This window comes from Synechococcus sp. 8F6 (assembly GCF_002252665.1).
In the GTDB taxonomy this organism is placed as follows: Bacteria; Cyanobacteriota; Cyanobacteriia; order PCC-6307; family Cyanobiaceae; genus Cyanobium_A.
Map to the genome: position 1 here is coordinate 37,819 of NZ_NQKZ01000002.1, position 20,771 is coordinate 58,589.

The following is a 20,771-nucleotide window of genomic DNA, read 5'->3' on the forward strand; positions in this document are numbered from 1 at the left end:
AGCACGGCAGCGCTAAAGTCGGGCTCAATAGGTTGGTTCCCACAGCATTAGCCCATCTCGCTTGGAGGCGTTTCCGATGACCCAAGCCCCGATCCAACCGGGCGACCGCGCCGTTGAAGCCAGCCAGGCCAGCGCGTCCAGCTGGCAGGCCAAAGCCCAGCTGTTCGATTACCGCCAGGCCGCCAACCCGGTGCGCCCTGGCCTCACCGAACCGATCCGCTACCACCAGTGGTCGCCGGAGCTGCATCAGAGCGGCCCCACGGCGGTGATCCCCCTGGATCTCAGCGCCGAGCTCGGCTGCAGCGGCCCAGCCACGAGCCCCGCTCTGGCGGCCCATTTCCTACGAATCCAGGCCGGCGAGGGGCTGAAGGCCGCCGCCAACGCCACCAGCTCCCTCTTCTACGTGCTCCAAGGCGCCGGGCAGCTGCAGTGGGCGGCTCGTGCCCTGCACTGGGGCGCCGGCGACCTGTTCGTGCTGCCCGCCGGGGAGGCCCCCCTGCTGCAGGCCGAGCACACCAGCGTTCTCTATTGGGTGCACGACGGCCCCCTGCTCAGCCACCTCGGCGTGGAGGCGACCCAGGCCCGTTTCGAGCCCGCCCACTACCCGGCCGCCTGGCTGCAGCAGGAACTCGACCAGCTGCTGGCCGACCCCACGGCCGCCCGCAGCAATCGCCTCAGCCTGCTGCTGGCCAACAGCGACCTGCCCCAGAGCCGCACCGTGACCCACACCCTCTGGGCGATGCTCGGGCTTGTGCCCCCCGGCGCGGTTCAGCCTCCCCATCGGCACCAATCGGTGGCCCTGGATCTGATCATCGATTGCGACCCTGGCTGCTACACGCTGGTGGGCACCGAGCTCGATGCCAGCGGCGCCATCGCCAATGCCCGCCGCATCGACTGGCAAGCCGGCGGAGCCTTCATCACCCCCCCGGGCCACTGGCACGCCCACGTCAACAGCAGCAATCGCCTGGCCCGGCTGCTGCCGATTCAGGACGCTGGCCTACACACCTATTTGCGCAGCCTCGACATCTGCTTTGCTGGAGGCATCCACAGCGACAGCTGAGCGGGCTACCACGGCCCGGAAAGCCTCGCCCTCAATGGTTTCCTCCCGGATCAACAACTCCACCAGCTCGTCCATCAGGGTGCGGCGTGCTTCCAGCAACCCCACAGCCTGATCGAGGGCTCCGCGGGCCAGATCCCGCACCAAGACGTCGATGCGATTACCGGTTTCCCGGGAGTAGTGGGGCTCCGAGCGCAACCAGTCGCGCCCCAGAAACACCTCCGCCCCATCCCCCTCCAGAGCCACCGGACCCAGGCTGGAGAAGCCATAGCGGGTGACCATCTCGCGGGCGATGCGCGTCACCATGTCCAGATCGCCACTGGCCCCCTGGGTCACTTCCCCAGGACCGAACACCACCAGCTCGGCGGCGCGCCCCCCGAGGGCGACCACCAGGCGGGCGCGGAGGTAGGCCTTGCTGATCAGACCGGAATCGAGAATCTCCTCATCGGGCATCATCCGGGCGAAGCCGCCAACACCACCGGCCCGGGGCAGCAGGGTCACCTTGTCGAGGGGATCGGCATGGGGCACCAGGGTGGCGAGCAGGGCATGGCCCACTTCGTGATACGCAATCAAGCGCTTCTTGGCACTGTCCTGCAGGGGTGCCGCTGACAAGCCCATGGTGATCCGCTCCAGGGCACCGGCCATGGCGGCATCGTCAATTTCGCTCTGGTGGCGGCGGGCCGTGAGGATGGCCGCCTCATTGAGCAGGTTGGAGAGGTCGGCTCCGGAGAAACCCGGGGTGCGGCTGGCCCAGGCCGACAGCGACACCGCCGCCGCCAGCGGACGGCTGCGGGCGTGGACCGCCAGGATCGCCTCGCGGCCGCGGCGGTCGGGCAGGTCGACGGTGATGCGGCGATCGAAGCGGCCTGGGCGCATCAGGGCAGCGTCGAGCACGTCGGGGCGGTTGGTGGCGGCCAGCAGAATCACGCCGGAGTTGTCGGCGAAGCCATCCATTTCGGTGAGCAGTTGGTTGAGGGTCTGCTCCCGTTCGTCGTTGCCGCCGCCGATGCCAGCACCCCGCTGGCGGCCGACCGCATCGATCTCATCGATAAAAATGATGCAGGGCGCCTTGGCTTTGGCCTTGCGGAACAGGTCCCGCACCCGACTGGCCCCCACACCCACGAACATCTCGACGAATTCGGAGGCGGCCATCGAGAAGAAGGGCACCCCCGCCTCACCGGCGATGGCTCGGGCCAGCAGGGTTTTGCCGGTGCCGGGTGGCCCCACCAGCAACACCCCCTTGGGAATCTTGGCGCCGACTGCGGTGAATCGATCGGGCTCCCTCAAGAAGGTGACCACCTCCTGGAGCTCCTCTTTGGCTTCGGCGATGCCAGCCACGTCTTCAAAGCGCACCGTCACAGCACCATCGGCCTGGAGGCGTGGCTTGCTGCTGCCAAATCCCATCGCCCGGTTGGCCACCTGGGCCGAGCGACGGATCAGCAGCGCCAGGCCGCCGAGCAGCAACAGCACCAACATGCCGTTGGCCACCAAACCGGCCAAAGCCCCATCGGCGCGATCGTCCCGCACCGTGAGCGGCACCTTCGCCTGCTCGGCGGTGCGCAGCAGCAGCTGGTCGTTGCTGAACACCGGCACGGAGGCCTGGCGGCCATCCTCGAAGCGCACCTGCACCTCGCGCTGGCGCAACGACAATTCCAGGTCCTTGACCTTGCCGGCCCGCAGATCCTTCAGCAGCTGGCTGTAGGAGGGCACCGGTTCACGGGCCGACAGGGCGTCCCAGCGAAAGGGCTGCGGGCCTGAAGGAGGATTGCCCGGAGCAGAACTGCCTGAAGACAGGCGTCCCGGAGGAAGACTTCCCGGAGTGAAGGCGTCCGGAGGAAGGCTGTCGCTCACTGAGTTCAGGCTTTGGCAGGAGCTTAGCGATTTGACGAAAGGCCAGGCGACAACGGAAGATCTTGGTTTGGCAGTGAGTGTGCGGGGATGGCTGTTCCCAAGAAGAAAACCTCCAAGGGCAAGCGCAATCAGCGCCACGCCACCTGGAAAGGCAAAGCTGCTGTTGCGGCCCAGAAAGCGCTCTCGATCGGCAAGGCCGTGCTGAGTGGCCGTGCCCAAGGCTTTGTTTATCCCGTGGATGAAGAGGGCGACGACGGCGAAAGCTGATCGTTCTGATCCCTGATCCAGCCACCACACCAGCGGCGGCGTCCATCCAGGACAGCCAAACCAGCGGCTTTGTGGATTAGAGGATCCTGGTAGTAACCCGGGGGCAGCGAGCAGAGGCTGGAGCGCACCAGCCGCTCGAGCGCATCGGATGGAAGCCAGGCAGCGCCACGGCGGCGTTGCCTGGCTTCTGCTTGAAAACGCCAGCGGCGCGGCAGGTGCCACCACTGCGGACGCAGCAACCAGAGCTGGCTGCATTGATCCCAGAGCGGCTGGTAGGCCTCCAAGGCCTGATCCCAGCGGGATAGCCACGTTTGTTCGTCGCTGCTCAGGCCCGCCACCCCATGGGCCTGAAGCTCCAGGAGCCGGGTTGGCCCCAGCGGCCGGCAGCCCAGCAACCAGCCTTCCAGCAGAAGTACCTCAGCCTCACGGCCGTCGATCCCATCCCGGTCGCCCTGGCCACCGCGCTGGGTTTTGTCAAACCGTGGCAGGTGCAGTAGCCCGCCCGTCCGCCACTGCTGCAAACAGGCAAGCGCCAAGGCGACGTCGTGGCTGCCCGGAGGCACCCGCGAGACGCCGAAGGGATTGCCGGCCAGGGCCAGCCGGCGCGGCTCCCAGGGCAGGTAAAAGTCGTCGATGGAGGCCACAGCCAGCTTCAGGCCCCGAGCGGCAGCCCGTTGACGCAGAAGCGCCGCCAGGGTGCTCTTGCCGGCGCCCACCGGTCCATTGAGGGCCACCACAGGCCGCTGTCCGCCAGCTCCGAGGCGCGCGAGCTCCGCCATCAGCGGCTGAAGCCAGTGGCGATCCAGGCCTGGATCAATGCTGGGATCCAGCGCAGGGGAGGCCATCAGGTGCCGAGTTTGAAGGCCTCCAGCACCACCGCATACACCGCCCCAACGCGCAGGTTGTCAACCACCAGCCAGCCCAGGCCAGGCGCCGTCTTCACCAGCCGGCCCCGCAAGCGCACGATCAGCTCCACCAGCAGCACCATCAGCAACACCGCCATGGGCCGCCCCCCGGGGATGAGCAACAGCACGTAGGCGGTGACGTTGCTGCCGGCGTAGAAACCCAGCAGCAGCGCTAGCAGCACGGTGCTGCGATGGCGCCAGTTGCCGCGCAGGCTGCCGAGCAGCAGGGCTCCGAGCTGCTCCAGGGCTTGGTTGAAGCGGGTGCGCTGAAGGGGCAGGCGCGTCACAGCTGTGGAGCCTCCAGCAGATCCTGCAGATAGGAGAGCGTGATCTGTCCGCCCTGGCAAGCAGGGCCCCACAACACGCTGGCACCGCTGCCCAGCTGTGTCACCACGGCCCGAGCCCGGCTGAACCGCTCGGGCGGTTCGGCGCTGCCGTAATGGCTGAGCGTCAGCAGGCAGGCCACCCCGGCCTGATCGGCCGCTGCCAGGCCATTGCCGGAGTCTTCCAGGGCCAGCGCCGCCCCGGGGGGCAATCCCAGCTGCACCAGGGCGCGCTGGTAGGCCTCGGGATCGGGTTTCTTGCGGGCGACATCGTCGCCGCACACCCAGACGCTGAAGCAGGGGGCCAACGGACCCAGCAGATGCTCGGCCAGGGCGGCCACGGCCAAGCGGCCGCTGGTGGTGACGATCGCCTGGGGCAGACCGGCGGCATGCACCGCGGCGATCAGCTCCGCAACACCAGGGCGCAGCTGCAGCTCACCGGCACCCACCAGGGCGGCGTAATGGCGTTGCTTGCGGGCCTGCAGATCGGCCACCAGCGCGGCCTCGGGCGGGGCCCCCTGCAGCTCCGCCAGGGCGGCGGCAATGCGTTCGCGGCCGCCGCTGATGGCCAGCAGCTCGCCGTAGCGCAGCCCGTCCCAGTGCAGGGGCACGCCCAGCTCCGCGAAAGCCCGGTTGAAGGCGCGGCGATGGCCGTCCCGTTCCGTCTCCGCCAGGGTGCCATCGACGTCCCAGAGCAGGGCCCCCAAGGCCATCGGCCGGTGCTGCATCTCCGAGTCAGGCTACGGGGATGCATCCGCACGGCAGGCGCCGCACAATGGCGGGGCCCTGGTTGCGCCGTCGTTGCTGCCTGCCCTTGATCAGCAACGCTGGCACCTGCCTGGCCCCCTGGCGCCCGAAGGACTCTGCCAGGCGCCAGCAGACAGTCCGCTGCCGGAGGCCTTGCTGGCGGTGCTGAGCCGGCGCGGCTTCAACAGTGCAAAGGCGATCGCGGCCCTCTTGGATCCGCCCGCCGCACCGCCGGCTGGCCGCCACTTCCCCGACCTGGCCAAGGCCGTGGCCCGGCTGAAACAGGCCTGCAGCCAAGGGGAAGCGGTGGCCATCTGCGGCGACTACGACGCCGATGGCATGACCAGCACGGCCCTGCTGGTGGGAGTGCTGCAGCGCCTGGGGGCCCGACCCGTCGCGGCAATCCCCAGCCGCATGGACGACGGCTACGGCCTCAACGCCGCCATGGTGGAACGGCTGGCCGAGCAAGGCGTGGCCCTGCTGGTGACGGTCGACAACGGCGTCTCAGCCCTGGAGGCCCTGGTGCGGGCTGAGGCGCTCGGCGTCGAGGCGATCCTCACCGACCACCACACGATTCCCGATCCCCTGCCGCCCCACCTGGCCCTGCTGCACCCGGAACGCACGCCACCCAAGTCGCCGTATCGCGGTCTGGCGGGCGTTGGCCTGGCCTACGTGCTGGCGGCGGCCCTGTGCCAAAGCCTCAAGCGGGCCGATGGCCTGCAGATCGCCCTCAATCTCTTTTGCATCGGCACGATCGCCGACATGGCGCCCCTGGTGGGGGTCAACCGGCGCTGGTTGATCGACGGGCTACCCGGGCTGGGGGGCAGCCCCCTGGCGGGCCTGCAGGCCCTGCAGCGGCTGGCCGGACTGGACGAGGCCCCGCTCGATGCCCAGGCGGTGGGATTTCAGATCGCCCCGCGGATCAATGCCGTGGGCCGGCTGGGGGATCCCCAGCTAGTGGTGGAGCTGCTCACCACCGACGATCCCGACCGAGCCCTGGATCTGGCGCGGGACTGCGAGGCCCTCAACCGGCAGCGCCGCGACCTCTGCAGCGCCATCGAGGCGGAGGCGATCGCCCTGCTGGAGGCCGATGGTCCCCGGCGTCCCGCCTTTCTGCTGCTGGCTCAAAACCACTGGCACCACGGCGTAATCGGCATCGTGGCAGCGCGGCTGGTGGAGCGCTTTGGGTTGCCCGCCGCCCTGCTGGCCGGCGAGGGGCAGGGCCGCCTGCGGGCCTCGGTGCGGGCGCCCCGGGGCTTTGCGGTGGACCGGGCCCTTCAGCACTGCGCCCCGCTGCTGGAGCGCTTTGGCGGCCACCCTGCGGCGGGGGGGTTCACGGTGCGGGCCGAACAGGTGGCAGCGCTGCACGAGCAGCTCAACCAATTGGCCGACGCCTGGCTGCAACAGGCCGGCCAGGGCACCCCGGTGGAACCCGAGGCCCTGCTGCCGTTCGCCCAGATCGACCGCGACTTCCACCGGCAGCTGCAGCGGCTCGAACCCTTTGGTATCGGCCACCCCCAGCCAGTGTTCTGGAGCCAGGGCTGCGAGGTGGCCAGCCAGAAACTGCTGCGCGGGGGACACCTGCAGCTGGAGCTGCGCCAGGGTGAAGCTGGCCTGCGGGCCATGGGCTGGCGCTGGCAGGGCGAGGCCAACCTGCCGGGGCGGGTGGATGTGGCCTACCGCCTGGCGCTCAACAGCTGGCAGGGGGAGGAGCGCCTGCAACTTGACTTGGTGGGACTGCGGCCCAGCGCCGGCGGGGCGAGCGGCAGCGATGAAGTGGTGCTCAAGCGGCGCGACCGCACCTACTGGTGCCGCCGCGAGGGGGCCGGCCTGGTGGTGCGCAATGCGGCCGGGGATGAACTCACCAGTGCGGAGGGCAGCAGCCATGCCCATCCCTATGTGCGGGCCCTCATCCAGGATGCGGCCATCGCCTTGGGACTCGTTGCCTGAGATGGCCTTCCCCCTGCTCCGCCCCCCCCTGCGCACCCTGCTTCAGCTTCTGCTGATCGGCGTGCTGGTGGGTCTGGCCTGCTGGCCCCTCAACCTGGTCGACCGCGCCCAGGACCTGCTGCTGCAGCAGCTGCCCGGTTTCCGGGGTGGGCACTGGACGCCCCAGAGCCTTGCCCTGGCCTTCGCACCGGTGCTGGTCATGCCCCTGCTGCTGTGGCTGCAGGCTGGGCCGCTGGCCCTGGGCGCCGGCTCCGGCATCCCCCAGACGATCGAAAGCCTGGAGCATCCTGCGCAGGCCCCACAGCTGATGAGCCGCGGCCCAACGCTGGCGCGGATGGCGCTCTGGAGCACCGCCAGCCTGGCCCTAATGCCCCTGGGCCGGGAAGGGCCGGTGGTGCAGGTGGGCGCGGCCGTGGCCCATGGGCTGCGCCGCCGCTTTCCCCGCTTGCTAGGCGCGCTCGCGCCCGAGAGCTTGATGGCGATCGGCGCCGGCGCCGGCCTGGCAGGCGGGTTCAACAGCCCGCTGATGGGGATGGTGTTCGTGCTGGAAGAGCTCACCGGCAGCTTCCAAACGTCGGTGCTTTGGCCTGCGGCGGTGGTGTGCGCCGCCGCCGCCCTCGTGAGCAACCTCAACGGCATCTCGATCTTCACCCTGGGCCTGGTGCAGACCCCTCAACCCGAGTGGCAGCAGCTGCTCTGGGCCCTGCCGGTGGGGATCGGCGGCGGCCTGCTGGGCGGACTGTTCAGCCGCCTCCTCTGGACTGGCACTGCGCTGCTGCGCCAGCGGGTGCGGCAACGCCCCCTGGCCTGGGGGCTCGGGCTGGGCCTGGCCCTGGGCCTGATCGCCTTTGCCAGCGGTGGCTGGAGTGGTGGCGATGGCGAGGCACTGATGAGCCAGCTGCTGGACAGTCAGGGGAGCTTGCCCATCCCGGGGGAGCCGATGAGCATCGCCGCCTGGTGGCTGGTGCTGGGCTCACGGATCGTGGCGCCCGTGCTGGCCCTGGCTGCCGGAGTCCCTGGGGGGCTGATTGACCCGGCCTTTGCAATCGGCGCCCTGTTCGGCAGCGGCTCACTCGAGCTGCTCGGCGGCGACGCCCAGCTCGGCCTCGCGTTGGGCATGGCAGCAGGATTGGCCGGAGCCACCCAGCTGCCGCTGATGACGGTGTTGTTCGCCCTGCGCATGCTGGGCGATCAGCAATGGCTGTTCGGCATCCTGCTCAGCGCAGTGGTTGGAGCCAGCGTTGGTCGCCGGGTCCAACCCGAACCGGTTTATCACGCCCTCTGGAAGCTGGGCAGGACGCCAGAGCTGGCGTTGGATCAGAGCGCGCCGCGGCGGTAGAAGAGCACGAAGATCACGGCCGGACCGGCCAGGGTGATCAGGGCTAGGGCGGCGAAATTCGCGATCAGATGAAAGTCGATACCCATGGTGGTGGCGGCTGAGAAGCGGCAAACGCTGCGACCACAGGGTAGGCGCCGCGCCCGCCGCTCCAGGGCTTCGGCTTGGCTCTGTGACGGCTTGTCACAGCGGCGGCGCGGGAATCACTGTGGCTGAATGGACAGCAACCGCGACCGGCCGATGGACCAGGAGAAGTGGAGCTGCATCAGCGGTTGCGGGGCCTGCTGCCGCCTGGATCCGAGCCTGCGGCAGGAGGCCATCGACGCCCTCAGCCCCGCTCAGCAGGAGCAGTATCTGGCGATGGTGGGCGCCGATGGCTGGTGCATTCACTTCAACACCGGCTCCCGCAGCTGCCGGATCTACGCCGACCGCCCCGATTTCTGCAACGTCGCCAACCTGGTCAAGCTGTTTGGTTCGCCCGAGGACCCCGGCGCCGGCGACCGCCTGGCGATCGGCTGTTGCCTCCAACAGATCCGCAGCGAATACGGAGGCCGTGGCAGGGTGATGCGGCGCTTCCGGCGGGCCATCCGACAGCGCCCATGAGCACGCCCATGAGCACTCCCATGAGCAACGACAGCGAGCTCCCCAAACCCGCCCCAGCCGGCACCTGGGGTGCGGTCTTTTTGACGACCTTCACCACGGTGTTCCTGGCAGAGCTGGGCGACAAGACCCAGCTCGCCGCCCTGCTGCTGTCGGCCCAGTCGGGACGTCCGGTGGTGGTGTTTGTGGGGGCCTCCCTGGCCCTGATCAGCTCCAGCCTGGTGGGGGTGCTTCTGGGCCGCTGGCTGGCGCGGGTGATGCCGCCGCAGCAGCTGGAACGCCTGGCGGGAATCCTGATGGTGGCCCTGGGGCTCTGGCTGGGCCGTCAGGCCGTGCTGGGGCTGGTGCCCTCTCCCTCCGAACTCCCCCTCAGCTGAACGACCGTGTCCGCCCTGCCGCTCGCCCTGCTCGCATCCACCTTCGTCACTGTGTTCCTGGCCGAATTGGGGGACAAGACCCAGCTGGCCATCGTCACCATCAGCGGCACCTCGACCCGCCCCGGGGCGGTCTTCGCTGGTAGCTCCCTGGCTTTGGTGCTGGCCAGCCTGCTGGGGGCAGCGGCGGGCGGATCCCTCTCGGCCGTGATCCCCACCAATGCGCTGCAACTGGCGGCCTCGGTGGGCTTCCTGGTGATCGGCGTGCGGCTGATCCAGCGCTCCAGCGGCGAAGAGGGCGAAAAGACCGTCGCGGCGGCCGCCGCGGCTGAGGATCCCTCAGCCGACTAACATTTGAAATGAAGGTTTTGGTGGCCGTGGGCATCGCTCCGAGCCCAGTCCGCCATCAGCCGCCTTCATCCCCTCGCCGCCCGCCCCTGCAACCCGGGGCATTCCTGGGTGGCCCACAGCCAACCAGCCCTCCCACCGATGAAGTTCACGGTCGCCGACCTGCTCGACCAGCTTCCCGCCCATGAAGCCCTGCCACTGACCAAGCTCGAAAAGGCCCTTGGCCTGAGCCAGAAAGCTGAAAAGCAGCAGCTGCAGATCGGGCTCGACGGACTCACCAAGCTGGGGCTGGTGGAAATCAGCGATGCCGGCATCGCCCGGCGCGAGGACCCCGAGCTGATTCCCGCGCGGCTGCGCTGCTCCAGCAAAGGCTTCTGCTTCGCCCTGCGGGAAGACGGCGGCGAAGACATCTACATCCGCGATCACCAGCTCAACCACGCCTGGAACGGCGATAGGGTGCTGGTAAAGGTGATCCGCGAAGGCGGACGGCGCCGCTCTCCGGAAGGGGGCGTGCAGTGCATCCTCGAGCGGCACACCACCTCGCTGCTGGCCCAGGTGGAGCAACAGGAGGAGCGGTTGGTGGCCACCCCCCTCGACGACCGGCTGCTGACCGCTGTGGAACTGCCGGCCGGTGATGCCACCCATCTCGACAGCGAGCAGAGCTCGGTGGTGGAGGTGCTGGTAGACCGCTATCCAGTGGGCCAGTTTGCACCCCTAGGCCACGTGGCCCGGTGCCTGCCCGTGAACGGCGGCGAGGCCGCCGACCTCGATCTGCTACTCACCAAGCACCGGCTTCACAACCGTCCCCAGCCCCCTCGGGCCACCCTCAAGGCCCTGGCAGCCAAAGAGCGCACCGACCTCACCGGCCAAGCAGCCCTGCTGCTGGAACCGTGGAGCGGCAAGGAAGCCCCGGGACTGCCGGCCCTGGCCCTTGAGGAGCGTGAAGGCGGCTGGACCCTGTGGGTGCATACCCCGGCCATCGCGGAGCGCTTCGCCAACGGCACCGCCCTCGACGCCTGGCTCCGCAACCAGGCCGATGCCTACTGCGTGGGCCGACAGTGGCTGCCCCTGCTCAGTCCAGCCCTGGCCAAGGCCAGCGCCTTCAAGGTGGGCGAGGTGCAGGCAGCCCTGTCGGTGAGCCTGGAGCTCAGCACCGACGGCAAGCTGGAGCACTACCGCTTCTGCCGCAGCCAGATCCAGCCGGTAGCCGCCGCGGGCCTTGAAGCCCTGACCGCCCTGGAGGATCGCAAGCCCAAGAGCCGCACCGTGCCGGCGGCCCTCAAGGGACTTAAAGATCAGCTGCCCCTGCTGGAGCAGCTGATCGCTGTCACCGGCCTGCTGCGTCAACAACGTCAGGCGGCCGGCTCCCTCGACCTCAACCTGCCGCTGCCCGCCATCGACAGCCTCGGCGACCTGGCGGTGCCAGGTCCTGATGCTCCCCTGGAGGGCTGGATGGTGACCCTCGAACCCCACCATCCCCTGGCGCTGCTGCGCGAAGCGGTGCTGGTGGCCGAGCAGGCCCTGGGCCAGCACCTCCAGACCCTCGAGCTGCCAGCGGTTTACGCCACCAACGCCCCCGCCGACGCCAACGACCTCAACGACGTCGCCCGCTCGGCCCTCGCCCTCGACATCCCCCTCGAATTGAGCGAGGAGGGCAACGCCAGTGGGGCCGAACTGGCGGCCGCCTTCGCCGGCACCGATCGCAGCCGGCCTCTGCAGCAGCAGCTGCAGGCCATCCTCAAGCCGATTCAGCTGAGCAGCGCCCCCGGCGCCCATGCCCTATCGGGTTGGCTGGAAGAGGATGCGGCCCTGGCCCCGTGGTGCTGCCCCACCCTCCATTACGCGGACATCTGGAACCAGCAGCTGCTGGTGCTGCTGCTCACCGAGGGCAAGGATCGCCCAAGCGTGCGCCACAAAACCACCGTCGACCTGGCCTCCGATGCCTGCCACGGCGCCATCGACTGGCCGCTGCTGGCCCCCAGCCAGCTCACCCCCTTCCTGGAGGCCCAGGAGCATGGGCTGGTGCAACGCCTCAATGGCCGGCGCCGTTTCCTGGCCGAACTCCAGGCCGACCTGCTGGCGATGCTGCAGGCCCGCCAGGCCGAGCCGCTGGTGGGCCAGGTGCTCCCTGGTGTGATCAGCGGCGTGCAGAGCTACGGCTTCTTTGTCGAAGTCCCCCCCTCCCAGGTGGAGGGTCTGGTGCACGTCAGCTCCCTCAAAGACGACTGGTACGAATACCGCTCGCGCCAGAACAGGCTGGTGGGACGCAAGAACCGCCGCACCTACATGCTCGGCGACCAGGTGGAGGTGGAGATCCAGAAGGTGGATGCCCTGCGCCATCAGATCGATCTGGCCGTGGTGCTACCCGAAGGCGTGATGGCCGACGGGGACGGGCTGGCCGAGGGGGCCGATGACGCCGATGACGCCCGCGCTCTCGAACATGACCACGATCCGTTTGCGCCGATACCGGTGTTGAGCGAGGCCTGAGCCATGACCCCTGCGGCCGGAAGCGGGCCGGTGGTGCTGGCTGTCTCCGGCGCCTCGGCTCAACCGCTGGCGCAGCGGGCCCTGCAGCTGCTGCTTGAGGCCGGCGAGTCGGTGGAGTTGGTCACCTCCCGCGGCGCCATTGGCGTGTGGCAGGCGGAGCTGGGCCTGAGGGTGCCCTCGGAGCCTGCGGCCCAGGAAGCGTTCTGGCGCGAGCGCACCGGTGTCCGCTCCGGCCAGCTGCGCTGCCACCGCTGGAACGACCAAGCTGCCGGCATTGCCAGCGGCAGCTTCCGCACCCGCGGCATGGTGATCCTGCCCGCCTCGATGGGCACCGTTGGTCGCATCGCCTCCGGCGTGGCTCTGGATCTGGTGGAGCGCGCCGCCGATGTGCATCTCAAGGAGGGACGCCCCCTGGTGATCTGCCCACGGGAAACACCCTGGAGCCTGATTCACCTGCGCAACCTCACAACCCTGGCCGAGGCCGGCGCCCGCATCGCCCCACCGGTGCCCGCCTGGTACCACCAACCCCAGACCATCGACGACATGGTTGATTTCCTGGTGATCCGGGTGTTTGACGTGCTCGGCTACGAGCTCGGCAGCCTGCGCCGTTGGCAGGGGCCGCCCCACCAGCCAGGATCCCCGGACGACCCTTCCGCCTAGGTTGGCCCTGCTGCAACGCCTACTGCTGCTCCCCCTGCTCGCCCCGCTGCTGCTGGTGCTGCTGGTGGCTGCCCTCAACCCCAGGCCCAACCTGGCCTTGCGGCTGCTGATCTGGAGCACCCCAGCACTGCCGATCGGGGCCTGGATCGCCCTGGCCGCCGGCGGTGGCGCCGGCCTCAGCGCTGCCGCCGCCGCCTTGGCCCTGCAAACGGGGCCGGTCTCGCTGCGCCGCCAGGTGCGGCGCGAACCCCGCGACCCGGTGGAGTCCTGGGAGGAACCGCCCCAAGCGGCAGCGCCCCCGCCACCACCCCGGCAGGCCGCCGGGCCACAACGTCCACCCGGCGATCCTGCACCCACCGTGGCGGTGCCGTTCCGGGTGATCCGCAAGGGCCGCTCGGCAGCTGCCGCCGAGCCCGCTAGCGCCACGCCCCAAACCAGCGCCGTGGGCGACGGCTGGGACAACCCCGGCGGCGACGACTGGTGAGCGCGATCTGCGTAGAGTCGGCGCAGAAGCCAAAAGGGGCCTGCACCGGTGAGCGAATCCGCCCAGCCAGCCGCCAAAGCCAAGCCACCGGCCCCGGAAGACCAGCCGTTTGCCACGTTTGTGCCCGAGCTGCTGCTCCCCGCTTTGGCTGAGGAGATCCAGGGGTACGGCGGTCCGGCCCCCGAGCTGGCCTTCGAGCAAGGTCCGATGCCCGTGGTGGGCGCGGACTGCTGGATGGTGAAAGGCGAGCTGCCCGGGGAGCGGCGTTTCTGGCTGTGCTTCACCACAGCGGACATCAATTCCCCCAAAACCGTGGCCGTGGCCGAAGCCGGCAGTGAGCCGAGCCTGCTGGAGTCCTTTCTGATCGATGAGAAGAAAATGAGCCTGGCGCTGCTGGTATCCCGGCTGGTGCAGCGGCTGAACGGTCAGAAATGGCTGGGCCCGAACTGACGGGCGGTCCCTCTACGATGACCTCACTGCCGTAAGCCGCAACGCTCAATGGTTTCTCCCGCCGCACTTGCCAGCCCAGCTGCACCGGCCATCAAGGATCCGGTCAAGGACACGATCCTGACCCCGCGGTTCTACACCACGGATTTCGACGCCATGGCGGCGATGGATCTGCGCCCCAATGCCGTTGAGCTGGAAGCGATCTGCGAGGAGTTCCGCAAGGACTACAACCGCCACCACTTCGTGCGCAACGCGGAGTTTGAAGGCGCCGCCGACAAGCTCGATCCTGAAACCCGCCAGGTGTTCATCGAGTTTCTGGAGCAGAGCTGCACCTCAGAGTTTTCTGGCTTCCTGCTCTACAAGGAGCTCAGCCGCCGCATCAAAGACAAGAACCCCCTGCTGGCGGAGTGCTTCGCCCACATGGCCCGTGATGAAGCCCGCCACGCCGGCTTCCTCAACAAGGCCATGGGTGATTTCGGCCTGCAATTGGATCTTGGCTTTCTGACTGCCAGCAAGGCCTACACCCACTTCAAGCCCAAGTTCATCTTCTATGCCACCTACCTGAGCGAGAAGATTGGCTACTGGCGCTACATCGCGATCTTCCGTCACCTCGAGAAGAATCCCGACAGCAAGATTTTCCCAATCTTCAACTTCTTTGAAAACTGGTGCCAGGACGAGAACCGCCACGGCGACTTCTTCGACGCCCTGATGAAGGCCCAGCCCGACACGGTGCGTGGCCTGACCGCCCGCCTCTGGTGCCGCTTCTTCCTGCTGGCGGTGTTCGCCACCATGTATGTGCGCGACGTGGCCCGCAAGGAGTTTTATGAGGCCCTGGGCCTGGATGCCCGTGACTACGACAAGTACGTGATCGCCAAAACCAACGAAACGTCCGCCCGGGTCTTCCCGGTGGTGCTGAATGTGGAGCATCCGAAGTTCTACACCCGGCTGGAGCGGCTGGTGAGCAACAACACCAAGTTGAGCGAGGCCGATGCCAGCTCGGCTCCGGCCCCGATCAAGGTGCTGCGCAAGCTGCCCTATTGGATCGCCAATGGCGCCGAGATGGCCAAGCTCTATTTGATGGCCCCGATCCGCAGCGAGCAGTTCCAAGCCTCGGTGCGCTGAGGCCTCTGCGGCCCAACCCTTTTGCCCCCCATCGCTGATCTCTTTTGGTTGCCTCCGCACCCGACGCCTTTGACCTGGCCTGGCAGCCCCGTCTCGAAAGCCTGTTGGCGGTAGGGCAGGGGGCTGGGGCCGATCTGGTGGAGATCTTTCTGGAGCGCACCGATCACCTCGGGGTGCTGGCCGAGCAGGAGACCATCACCAGTGTCAGTCCGTCCTTCGGCATGGGGGCCGGGATCCGGGTGTTTCGGGGCGATCGGGATGGCTTCGTCAGCACCAACGACCTGAGCGACTCCGGCCTGCTCCAGGCCCTTGATCAGGCCCTGGGCATGCTCGGGCTGCTGCGCAGCAGCGCCCCCGCCGCCCAGTTCGACGGCCTCGGTACCCTGCGCGACTTTGCCGCCGCCAAGGCCGACTGGCTGGAACGCTGCCCCTCCTTGGCGGAGGCCACGCTGAAGCTGCTGGACGGCACGGGCCGCCTGGCCCACCACGGCCGCCACCTGCAGGCGCGCCGGGGCAGCTACTCCCGCGACTGGCAAGCCGTGCTGGTGGCCGCCAGCGACGGCACCTTCGCCCGCGACATCCGCCTTCACCAATCCCTGGGCCTGAACGTCCTCGCCGCCGATGGCGACCACCGCGCCGGCCTCGGCCGCCGCTACGGCACCTCCGGCCGTCCCGACGACCTGCGCGCCTGGGATGCGGACGCGTCAGCCCAGGACGTGTGCGCCAGCGTTGGCACCATGCTCTACGCCGACTACGTGGAAGCCGGCCAGATGCCGGCGGTGCTGGCCAACCGCTTCGGTGGCGTGATCTTCCACGAGGCCTGCGGCCACCTGCTGGAAACCACCCAGGTGGAGCGCGGCACCACCCCCTTTGCCGACAAGGTGGGCGAGCCCATCGCCCACGCAGCGGTGACGGCCATCGACGAAGGCCTCACCGACGGCGCCTTCGGCTCCCTGTCCATGGACGACGAGGGAATGGAGCCCCAGCGCACGGTGCTGATTGAAAACGGCATCCTCAAACGCTTTCTCAGCGATCGCGCCGGCGAACGGCGCACCGGCCATGGCCGCACCGGCAGTGGCCGGCGCCAGAGCCATGCCTTCGCCGCCGCCAGCCGCATGCGCAACACCTTCATTGCCGCCGGTCCGCACACGCCCGACCAACTGATCGCCTCGGTCGACAAAGGGCTCTACTGCAAATCGATGGGCGGCGGCAGCGTCGGCCCCACCGGCCAGTTCAACTTCGCTGTGGAGGAGGGCTACCTGATCGAAAACGGCCAGCTCACCAAGCCGGTGAAAGGCGCCACCCTGATCGGCGAAGCCAAGGAGGTGATGCCCCGGATCTCGATGTGTGCCAACGACCTCGAACTGGCGGCTGGCTTCTGCGGCTCCGTCAGCGGCAGTGTCTACGTCACCGTGGGCCAGCCCCACATCAAAGTCGACTCGATCACCGTGGGGGGCCGCTGACGATGGCCACCTCCGCCGGCCTCAATGCCGAGGCCCTGAGCAGCCGCCTCCAGCAGCTGGCCCAGCAGACCGGCATCCAGCAGTGGGATCTAGGCGCCTCCTGCAGCACCGACACCTCCGTGCAGGTCGACCGCGGCGAGGCCAAACAGATGAAAGGGGCCCAGCGCAGCGCCATCACCGTGAGGGTGTGGAACGGCGATGGCCTGGTGGGCATCACCAGCACATCCGACCTCAGCGACGCAGGTCTTGCCCGGGCCCTCGCCGGTGCCCGCGACGCCAGCGCCTTTGGCAACGCCGATGAGACCCCGGCCTTCTCGCCCCTGGCCACGGCCCCCCTGGCCAGCCTGGAGCAGCCCCTGCATGAGCCCCAGCCGATCCTCACCCTGCTTGAGACCCTCAAGCAGGCCGAACGGCAACTGCTCGATCGCCATGCCGCCATCGGCACCGTGCCCTACAACGGCCTGGCCCAGCGCAGCAGCGAGCGGCTTTACCTCAACAGCGAGGGGGCCTGCCGCCACCAGCGCCTTACCACAGCCAGCCTGTATCTCTACGCCCGGGCCGAGGAAGCCGGCCGCAAGCCCCGCAGCTCGGGCGCGGTGCGCCTGGCCTACGGCACCGCCAACCTCGACATCCAAGGCTGCATCGACGAAGCCGCCCAGCGCACCATTGCCCACCTCGACTACGCCCCGATCGAGACCGGCCACTACACCTGCGTGTTCAGCCCCGAGGCATTCCTGGATCTGATCGGCGCCTTCAGCAGCCTGTTCAACGCCAGGGCGGTGCTCGATGGCGTCAGCCTCAGCCAGCGCGATTCCCTGGGCCAAACCCTGGCGGTGCCATTCCTCAGCATCCGCGACAACGGCCTGCACCCCGGCAACGTGGGCGCCTCAGCCTTCGATGGCGAGGGCACACCCACCGCTCCCCTCGACCTGGTGGACGGCGGGGTGCTGCGGCATTTCCTGCACTCGGAGGCCACGGCCCGGGCCTTCGGTGTGCCCCCCACCGGCCATGCCGGCATGGGGGCCAAGGTGTCGGTGGGGGTCGACTGGTTGGAGATCGGCGCCACCCCGGGCAGTGGCGGTGGCCAGCAGGGCCTCAACCGCCTCGGCCACGACGGGCCCGTGGTGGTGATCGATTCCCTCTCCGCCCTGCACGCCGGCGTCAAGGCCAGCCAGGGCTCCTTCTCCCTGCCCTTCGATGGCTGGCTGGTGCAGGGCGGTAACAGCCGCTCGATCGAAGCCGCCACCGTGGCCGGTGACATCCGCACGCTGCTCCAGGCGATCGTCGGGTTTGAGGGCGAGGCCAAGGTGACCCCCGATGGCCTCTGCCCCTACGTCTGGGTGGAAGGTCTCTCCATCACCGGCGAAGCCTGACCCCCCAGTTCTGAACGGGCCCTGAGGTCGCTGTTGTGAAGATCCTGTTCTGGGGCACCCCTGCCTACGCCGTGCCCAGCCTGGAGGCTCTGGTGGCTGCCGGTCACACCCTGGTGGGGGCGGTGAGCCAGCCGGATCGTCGCCGTGGGCGCGGCAAGGAGCTGCAGCCCAGCCCAGTGAAGGCAAGAGCCCTGGAGCTCGGGATTCCGGTGTTCACGCCGGAAAGGATCCGGCGGGATCAAGCCTGCCAGCAGCAGCTCGCGGCCCTGGGCGCCGACGTCTCAGTGGTGGTGGCGTTCGGTCAGATCCTGCCGCCCGAGGTGCTGGCCCAGCCCCCCCTGGGCTGCTGGAACGCCCACGGCTCCCTGCTGCCCCGTTGGCGCGGCGCCGGGCCCATCCAGTGGTGCCTGCTGGAGGGCGACGCCGAAACCGGCGTGGGGATCATGGCCATGGAGGTGGGGCTCGACACCGGTCCGGTGTTGCTGGAGCGCAGCCTCGCCATCGGTCTGCGGGAGAACGCCCAACAGCTGGGGCAGCGGCTGGCCCAGCTCAGCGCCGAGCTGCTCGTTGAAGCCCTGCCCCGGATCGAGGCCGCTGGCACGGGCCCGGAAACCGAACGGCTGACCCGATTGGGAGTGCGCCCCCAGGGGGAGGCGGGGCTCACCATCGCCCGCATGCTGACCAAAGACGACGCGGTGATCGACTGGAGCGCTTCCGCCCTGGCGATCCACCGGCGGGTGATGGGTCTCTATCCCGCAGCCCACACCAGCTGGCGGGGCAAACGGCTGAAACTGCTCAGCACCGAGCCGCTGGTGGCTCGCCTTGCCGAGCAGCTGAGCCCCGAAGCCCAGGCGGCACTTGCCTCCAGCAGCGGAGCCGCACCAGCTCAGCCGGCAGCGGCCGTTGCCCCAGGCACGGTGCTGGCGCTGCTAGCAAGCACAGGCCTGGTGGTGGCCACCGGTGGTTGCCCTGTGCTGGTTCGTGAAGCCCAGCAGGAGGGCAAGGCGACCGCCCGGGGCGGCAGCCTGCTCCAACAGCTCGCGGCCCAGCCTGGCGATCGCCTGGGCTCCGCATGAAGCTCCATGACGGCATGGCTTACGTTCTGTGTTGTTAGGGCTCGCACACTTTTCCTGATCCCCCAAGGTCGCTACAGAGGGTGGAGACTTTGCTGAGGATCCATGGGAAGCGAGCTGTCCTATGTCGGTGAAACAGGCCAGGGCTGCCTGATCTACCGGGAGACGTCGGGTCGCTACGTGGTCAGCCACGAACAACAACCCAAGCAGCGCCGCAGGGTCGCCACGCTGGCCAGTGCCTACGCCACCTGTCAGTGCCTCCAGATGGAGCGGATCACCGAGGCCAGCTGATCGCGATCAGCCCAAGCCAATCTCCTTGCGGTAAAGCCCATGGAGGCCCTCCAGCTGGTTGTGCACCGACACCAGCTGGTCGCGGATGTGCTGGCTGTTGTCGATGCGCCCAAGGGCCAGGAGCATCGCCTCAATCTGCCCCTTGCAATCGATCAGCACGCGGCACTCCGGGGATCCGGGCTCGTAGGGCATGTCAAACGTCTCAACCGCACCATCCGAGCGGAGACCCACCGCAGCCGGTGTGTCCATTGCTGCCGTTCAGCGCGACTGCTGCCGTTCAGCGTCGCGCGCCAGGAGCGCGCGGACTGCGACGGCCCTCACGGCGGGCCCCCTGGGGGGAGGCGTCGGGTCGGGAGGAGGAGGGGCGGCGTCCGCCGCGACCCCGGCCGCCACTGAGATCGAGAGGTGGAGCGGAGAGCACCTTGGGTTCGAAGCCGGGCACCTCCTGACGCGGCAGGCGGGTGCCGATCATGCGCTCGATGGCACGCAGCAGCTCACTCTCTTCGGCCGCCACCAGGGAAATGGCGTGGCCGTTGTGGCCGGCCCGACCGGTGCGGCCGATCCTGTGCACATAGTCCTCGGCCTGGTTGGGCAGATCCAGGTTGACCACGTGGGGCAGCTGGTGGATGTCGATGCCCCGGGCAGCCAGGTCGGTGGCCACCAGCACCCGCAACGTGCCGGCCTTGAAGTCGGCGAGGGCCCGGGTGCGTGCCCCCTGGCTCTTGTTGCCGTGGATGGCGGCCGCCGACATGCCTTCGCGGCTGAGCCGCTCGGCCATCCGGTTGGCGCCGTGCTTGGTGCGGGAAAACACCAGAACCTGCTGCCAATCGTTGCTGCGGATCAGGTGGCTGAGCAGATCCGCCTTGCGATCCATGTCACAGGGATGCAGCAGGTGCTCCACCGTGGGGGCCGTGCGGTTTTCCGGAGTGGCCTGGAGCTGCACCGGGTTGTGCAGCAGTCCAGTGGCCAGGCGCCGGATATCACCGGAGAAGGTGGCTGAAAAGAGCAGGTTTTGACGCTTGGGAGGCAGCAGCGCCAGGATTTTCTGGATGTCACGGATGAAGCCCATATCGAGCATCCGATCCGCCTCATCGAGCACCAGGATCTCAACCCGATCGAGCCGCAGGGCCCGCTGCTGGTAGAGATCCATCAAGCGGCCCGGTGTGGCCACGAGCACATCGGTGCCCTTCTGCAACCGGCTGATCTGGGGGTTGACCTTCACGCCGCCGAACACCACGTCGCTGCGCAGGTCGAGGTAGCGGCCATAAGCCCGCACGCTCTCGGCCACCTGGGCCGCCAGCTCGCGGGTAGGGGTGAGCACCAGCGAACGCACCACACCGCCGCGCGCATGGGGGCCATGGCGCAGCCGCTCCAGCATCGGCAGGGTGAATCCAGCGGTTTTGCCGGTGCCGGTCTGGGCGGCCGCCATCACGTCGTGGCCCGCCAACACGGCCGGAATGCACTGGCCCTGGATCGGCGACGGCTTGGTGTAGCCCTTTTCGGTCACCGCCTTGAGGATCGGCTCACCCAGTCCGAAGGAGGCAAAGTCGACCAACGCCGTGCTGGTTGCTGGATCAGCGGCAGCCTGCGACTGGCTAGCAGCCTGCACCTGG

23 protein-coding genes are annotated in these 20,771 nt (G+C 68.7%); 16 read left to right on the plus strand and 7 right to left on the minus strand.

Features of this window, described 5'->3' with window-relative positions:
- The first annotated feature begins 76 nt into the window (after positions 1-76).
- Entirely contained in the window at positions 77-1,060 is a 984-nt protein-coding gene (locus tag CJZ78_RS02195) for a cupin domain-containing protein (protein WP_094559271.1), read from the plus strand.
- Here CJZ78_RS02195 and ftsH read toward each other — a convergent pair.
- Positions 998-2,851 carry an ATP-dependent zinc metalloprotease FtsH gene (gene ftsH, locus CJZ78_RS02200; protein ID WP_094559450.1) on the minus strand — a complete coding sequence of 618 codons (1,854 nt, stop codon included), beginning with the start codon at positions 2,849-2,851 and terminating at the stop codon, positions 998-1,000. The two genes, CJZ78_RS02195 and ftsH, sit on opposite strands and share 63 nt — an antisense overlap.
- Before the next feature lie 144 nt (positions 2,852-2,995).
- Here ftsH and rpmF point away from each other — a divergent pair, with 144 nt between their 5' ends.
- Entirely contained in the window at positions 2,996-3,175 is a 180-nt protein-coding gene (gene rpmF, locus CJZ78_RS02205) for a 50S ribosomal protein L32 (protein ID WP_094559272.1), read from the plus strand.
- On the opposite strand, the gene CJZ78_RS02210 is transcribed toward rpmF, so the two are convergent.
- The 3 genes from CJZ78_RS02210 to CJZ78_RS02220 are packed head-to-tail and all read right to left on the minus strand — an operon-like array spanning position 3,136 to position 5,116.
- Positions 3,136-4,020, minus strand: coding sequence for a hypothetical protein (locus CJZ78_RS02210; protein ID WP_094559273.1), 885 nt, complete (start codon positions 4,018-4,020; stop codon positions 3,136-3,138). The genes rpmF and CJZ78_RS02210 overlap by 40 nt on opposite strands.
- On the minus strand, positions 4,020-4,367 hold the full coding sequence (locus tag CJZ78_RS02215) for a DUF565 domain-containing protein (RefSeq protein ID WP_094559274.1): 348 nt from the start codon (positions 4,365-4,367) through the stop codon (positions 4,020-4,022). The genes CJZ78_RS02210 and CJZ78_RS02215 overlap by 1 nt, the downstream gene beginning before the upstream one ends.
- Positions 4,364-5,116 (minus strand): HAD-IA family hydrolase, encoded by a 753-nt coding sequence (locus CJZ78_RS02220; protein WP_094559451.1) that lies wholly within the window; start codon positions 5,114-5,116, stop codon positions 4,364-4,366. Before CJZ78_RS02220 ends, CJZ78_RS02215 begins: the two co-directional genes overlap by 4 nt.
- An 88-nt stretch (positions 5,117-5,204) precedes the next feature.
- Here CJZ78_RS02220 and recJ point away from each other — a divergent pair, with 88 nt between their 5' ends.
- Entirely contained in the window at positions 5,205-7,100 is a 1,896-nt protein-coding gene (gene recJ / locus CJZ78_RS02225) for a single-stranded-DNA-specific exonuclease RecJ (protein ID WP_094559275.1), read from the plus strand.
- Position 7,101: 1 nt separating this feature from the next.
- A complete protein-coding gene (locus CJZ78_RS02230) occupies positions 7,102-8,439 on the plus strand; it encodes a chloride channel protein (RefSeq protein WP_094559276.1) in 1,338 nt (445 codons plus the stop codon).
- Here the strand turns inward: CJZ78_RS02230 and psb30 are convergent.
- Positions 8,418-8,525 carry a photosystem II reaction center protein Ycf12/Psb30 gene (psb30, locus tag CJZ78_RS02235; RefSeq protein ID WP_094559277.1) on the minus strand — a complete coding sequence of 36 codons (108 nt, stop codon included), beginning with the start codon at positions 8,523-8,525 and terminating at the stop codon, positions 8,418-8,420. The genes CJZ78_RS02230 and psb30 overlap by 22 nt on opposite strands.
- Before the next feature lie 127 nt (positions 8,526-8,652).
- Here psb30 and CJZ78_RS02240 point away from each other — a divergent pair, with 127 nt between their 5' ends.
- The 12 genes from CJZ78_RS02240 (at position 8,653) to CJZ78_RS02295 (ending at position 19,158) form a co-directional block, all read left to right on the plus strand.
- Positions 8,653-9,039, plus strand: a complete 387-nt coding sequence (locus CJZ78_RS02240) for a YkgJ family cysteine cluster protein (RefSeq protein WP_233128417.1) — start codon at positions 8,653-8,655, stop codon at positions 9,037-9,039.
- Positions 9,040-9,059: 20 nt separating this feature from the next.
- A complete protein-coding gene (locus CJZ78_RS02245) occupies positions 9,060-9,413 on the plus strand; it encodes a TMEM165/GDT1 family protein (RefSeq protein WP_094559278.1) in 354 nt (117 codons plus the stop codon).
- Between the two features lie 15 nt (positions 9,414-9,428).
- On the plus strand, positions 9,429-9,761 hold the full coding sequence (locus CJZ78_RS02250; RefSeq protein WP_094559453.1) for a TMEM165/GDT1 family protein: 333 nt from the start codon (positions 9,429-9,431) through the stop codon (positions 9,759-9,761).
- A 138-nt stretch (positions 9,762-9,899) separates the two neighbouring features.
- Positions 9,900-12,245, plus strand: a complete 2,346-nt coding sequence (locus tag CJZ78_RS02255; protein ID WP_094559279.1) for an RNB domain-containing ribonuclease — start codon at positions 9,900-9,902, stop codon at positions 12,243-12,245.
- A 3-nt stretch (positions 12,246-12,248) separates the two neighbouring features.
- Positions 12,249-12,905, plus strand: a complete 657-nt coding sequence (locus CJZ78_RS02260; RefSeq protein ID WP_094559280.1) for a flavin prenyltransferase UbiX — start codon at positions 12,249-12,251, stop codon at positions 12,903-12,905.
- Between the two features lies 1 nt (position 12,906).
- Positions 12,907-13,389, plus strand: coding sequence for a hypothetical protein (locus CJZ78_RS02265; RefSeq protein ID WP_094559281.1), 483 nt, complete (start codon positions 12,907-12,909; stop codon positions 13,387-13,389).
- Positions 13,390-13,437: 48 nt separating this feature from the next.
- On the plus strand, positions 13,438-13,839 hold the full coding sequence (locus CJZ78_RS02270) for a DUF2996 domain-containing protein (RefSeq protein WP_094559282.1): 402 nt from the start codon (positions 13,438-13,440) through the stop codon (positions 13,837-13,839).
- Positions 13,840-13,887: 48 nt separating this feature from the next.
- Positions 13,888-14,958 carry a magnesium-protoporphyrin IX monomethyl ester (oxidative) cyclase gene (acsF, locus tag CJZ78_RS02275; RefSeq protein ID WP_094559283.1) on the plus strand — a complete coding sequence of 357 codons (1,071 nt, stop codon included), beginning with the start codon at positions 13,888-13,890 and terminating at the stop codon, positions 14,956-14,958.
- Between the two features lie 44 nt (positions 14,959-15,002).
- Complete coding sequence (locus tag CJZ78_RS02280; RefSeq protein ID WP_094559284.1) at positions 15,003-16,421, plus strand: TldD/PmbA family protein; 1,419 nt, start codon at positions 15,003-15,005, stop codon at positions 16,419-16,421.
- 2 nt (positions 16,422-16,423) lie between these two features.
- A complete protein-coding gene (locus CJZ78_RS02285) occupies positions 16,424-17,794 on the plus strand; it encodes a TldD/PmbA family protein (protein ID WP_094559285.1) in 1,371 nt (456 codons plus the stop codon).
- Positions 17,795-17,829: 35 nt separating this feature from the next.
- Positions 17,830-18,870 (plus strand): methionyl-tRNA formyltransferase, encoded by a 1,041-nt coding sequence (gene fmt, locus CJZ78_RS02290; protein ID WP_094559286.1) that lies wholly within the window; start codon positions 17,830-17,832, stop codon positions 18,868-18,870.
- Between the two features lie 102 nt (positions 18,871-18,972).
- A complete protein-coding gene (locus tag CJZ78_RS02295) occupies positions 18,973-19,158 on the plus strand; it encodes a hypothetical protein (RefSeq protein ID WP_094559287.1) in 186 nt (61 codons plus the stop codon).
- Between the two features lie 6 nt (positions 19,159-19,164).
- On the opposite strand, the gene CJZ78_RS02300 is transcribed toward CJZ78_RS02295, so the two are convergent.
- On the minus strand, positions 19,165-19,350 hold the full coding sequence (locus tag CJZ78_RS02300) for a hypothetical protein (RefSeq protein WP_094559454.1): 186 nt from the start codon (positions 19,348-19,350) through the stop codon (positions 19,165-19,167).
- 85 nt (positions 19,351-19,435) lie between these two features.
- Positions 19,436-20,713, minus strand: coding sequence for a DEAD/DEAH box helicase (locus CJZ78_RS02305; RefSeq protein WP_369802009.1), 1,278 nt, complete (start codon positions 20,711-20,713; stop codon positions 19,436-19,438).
- Positions 20,714-20,771: the final 58 nt, after the last annotated feature.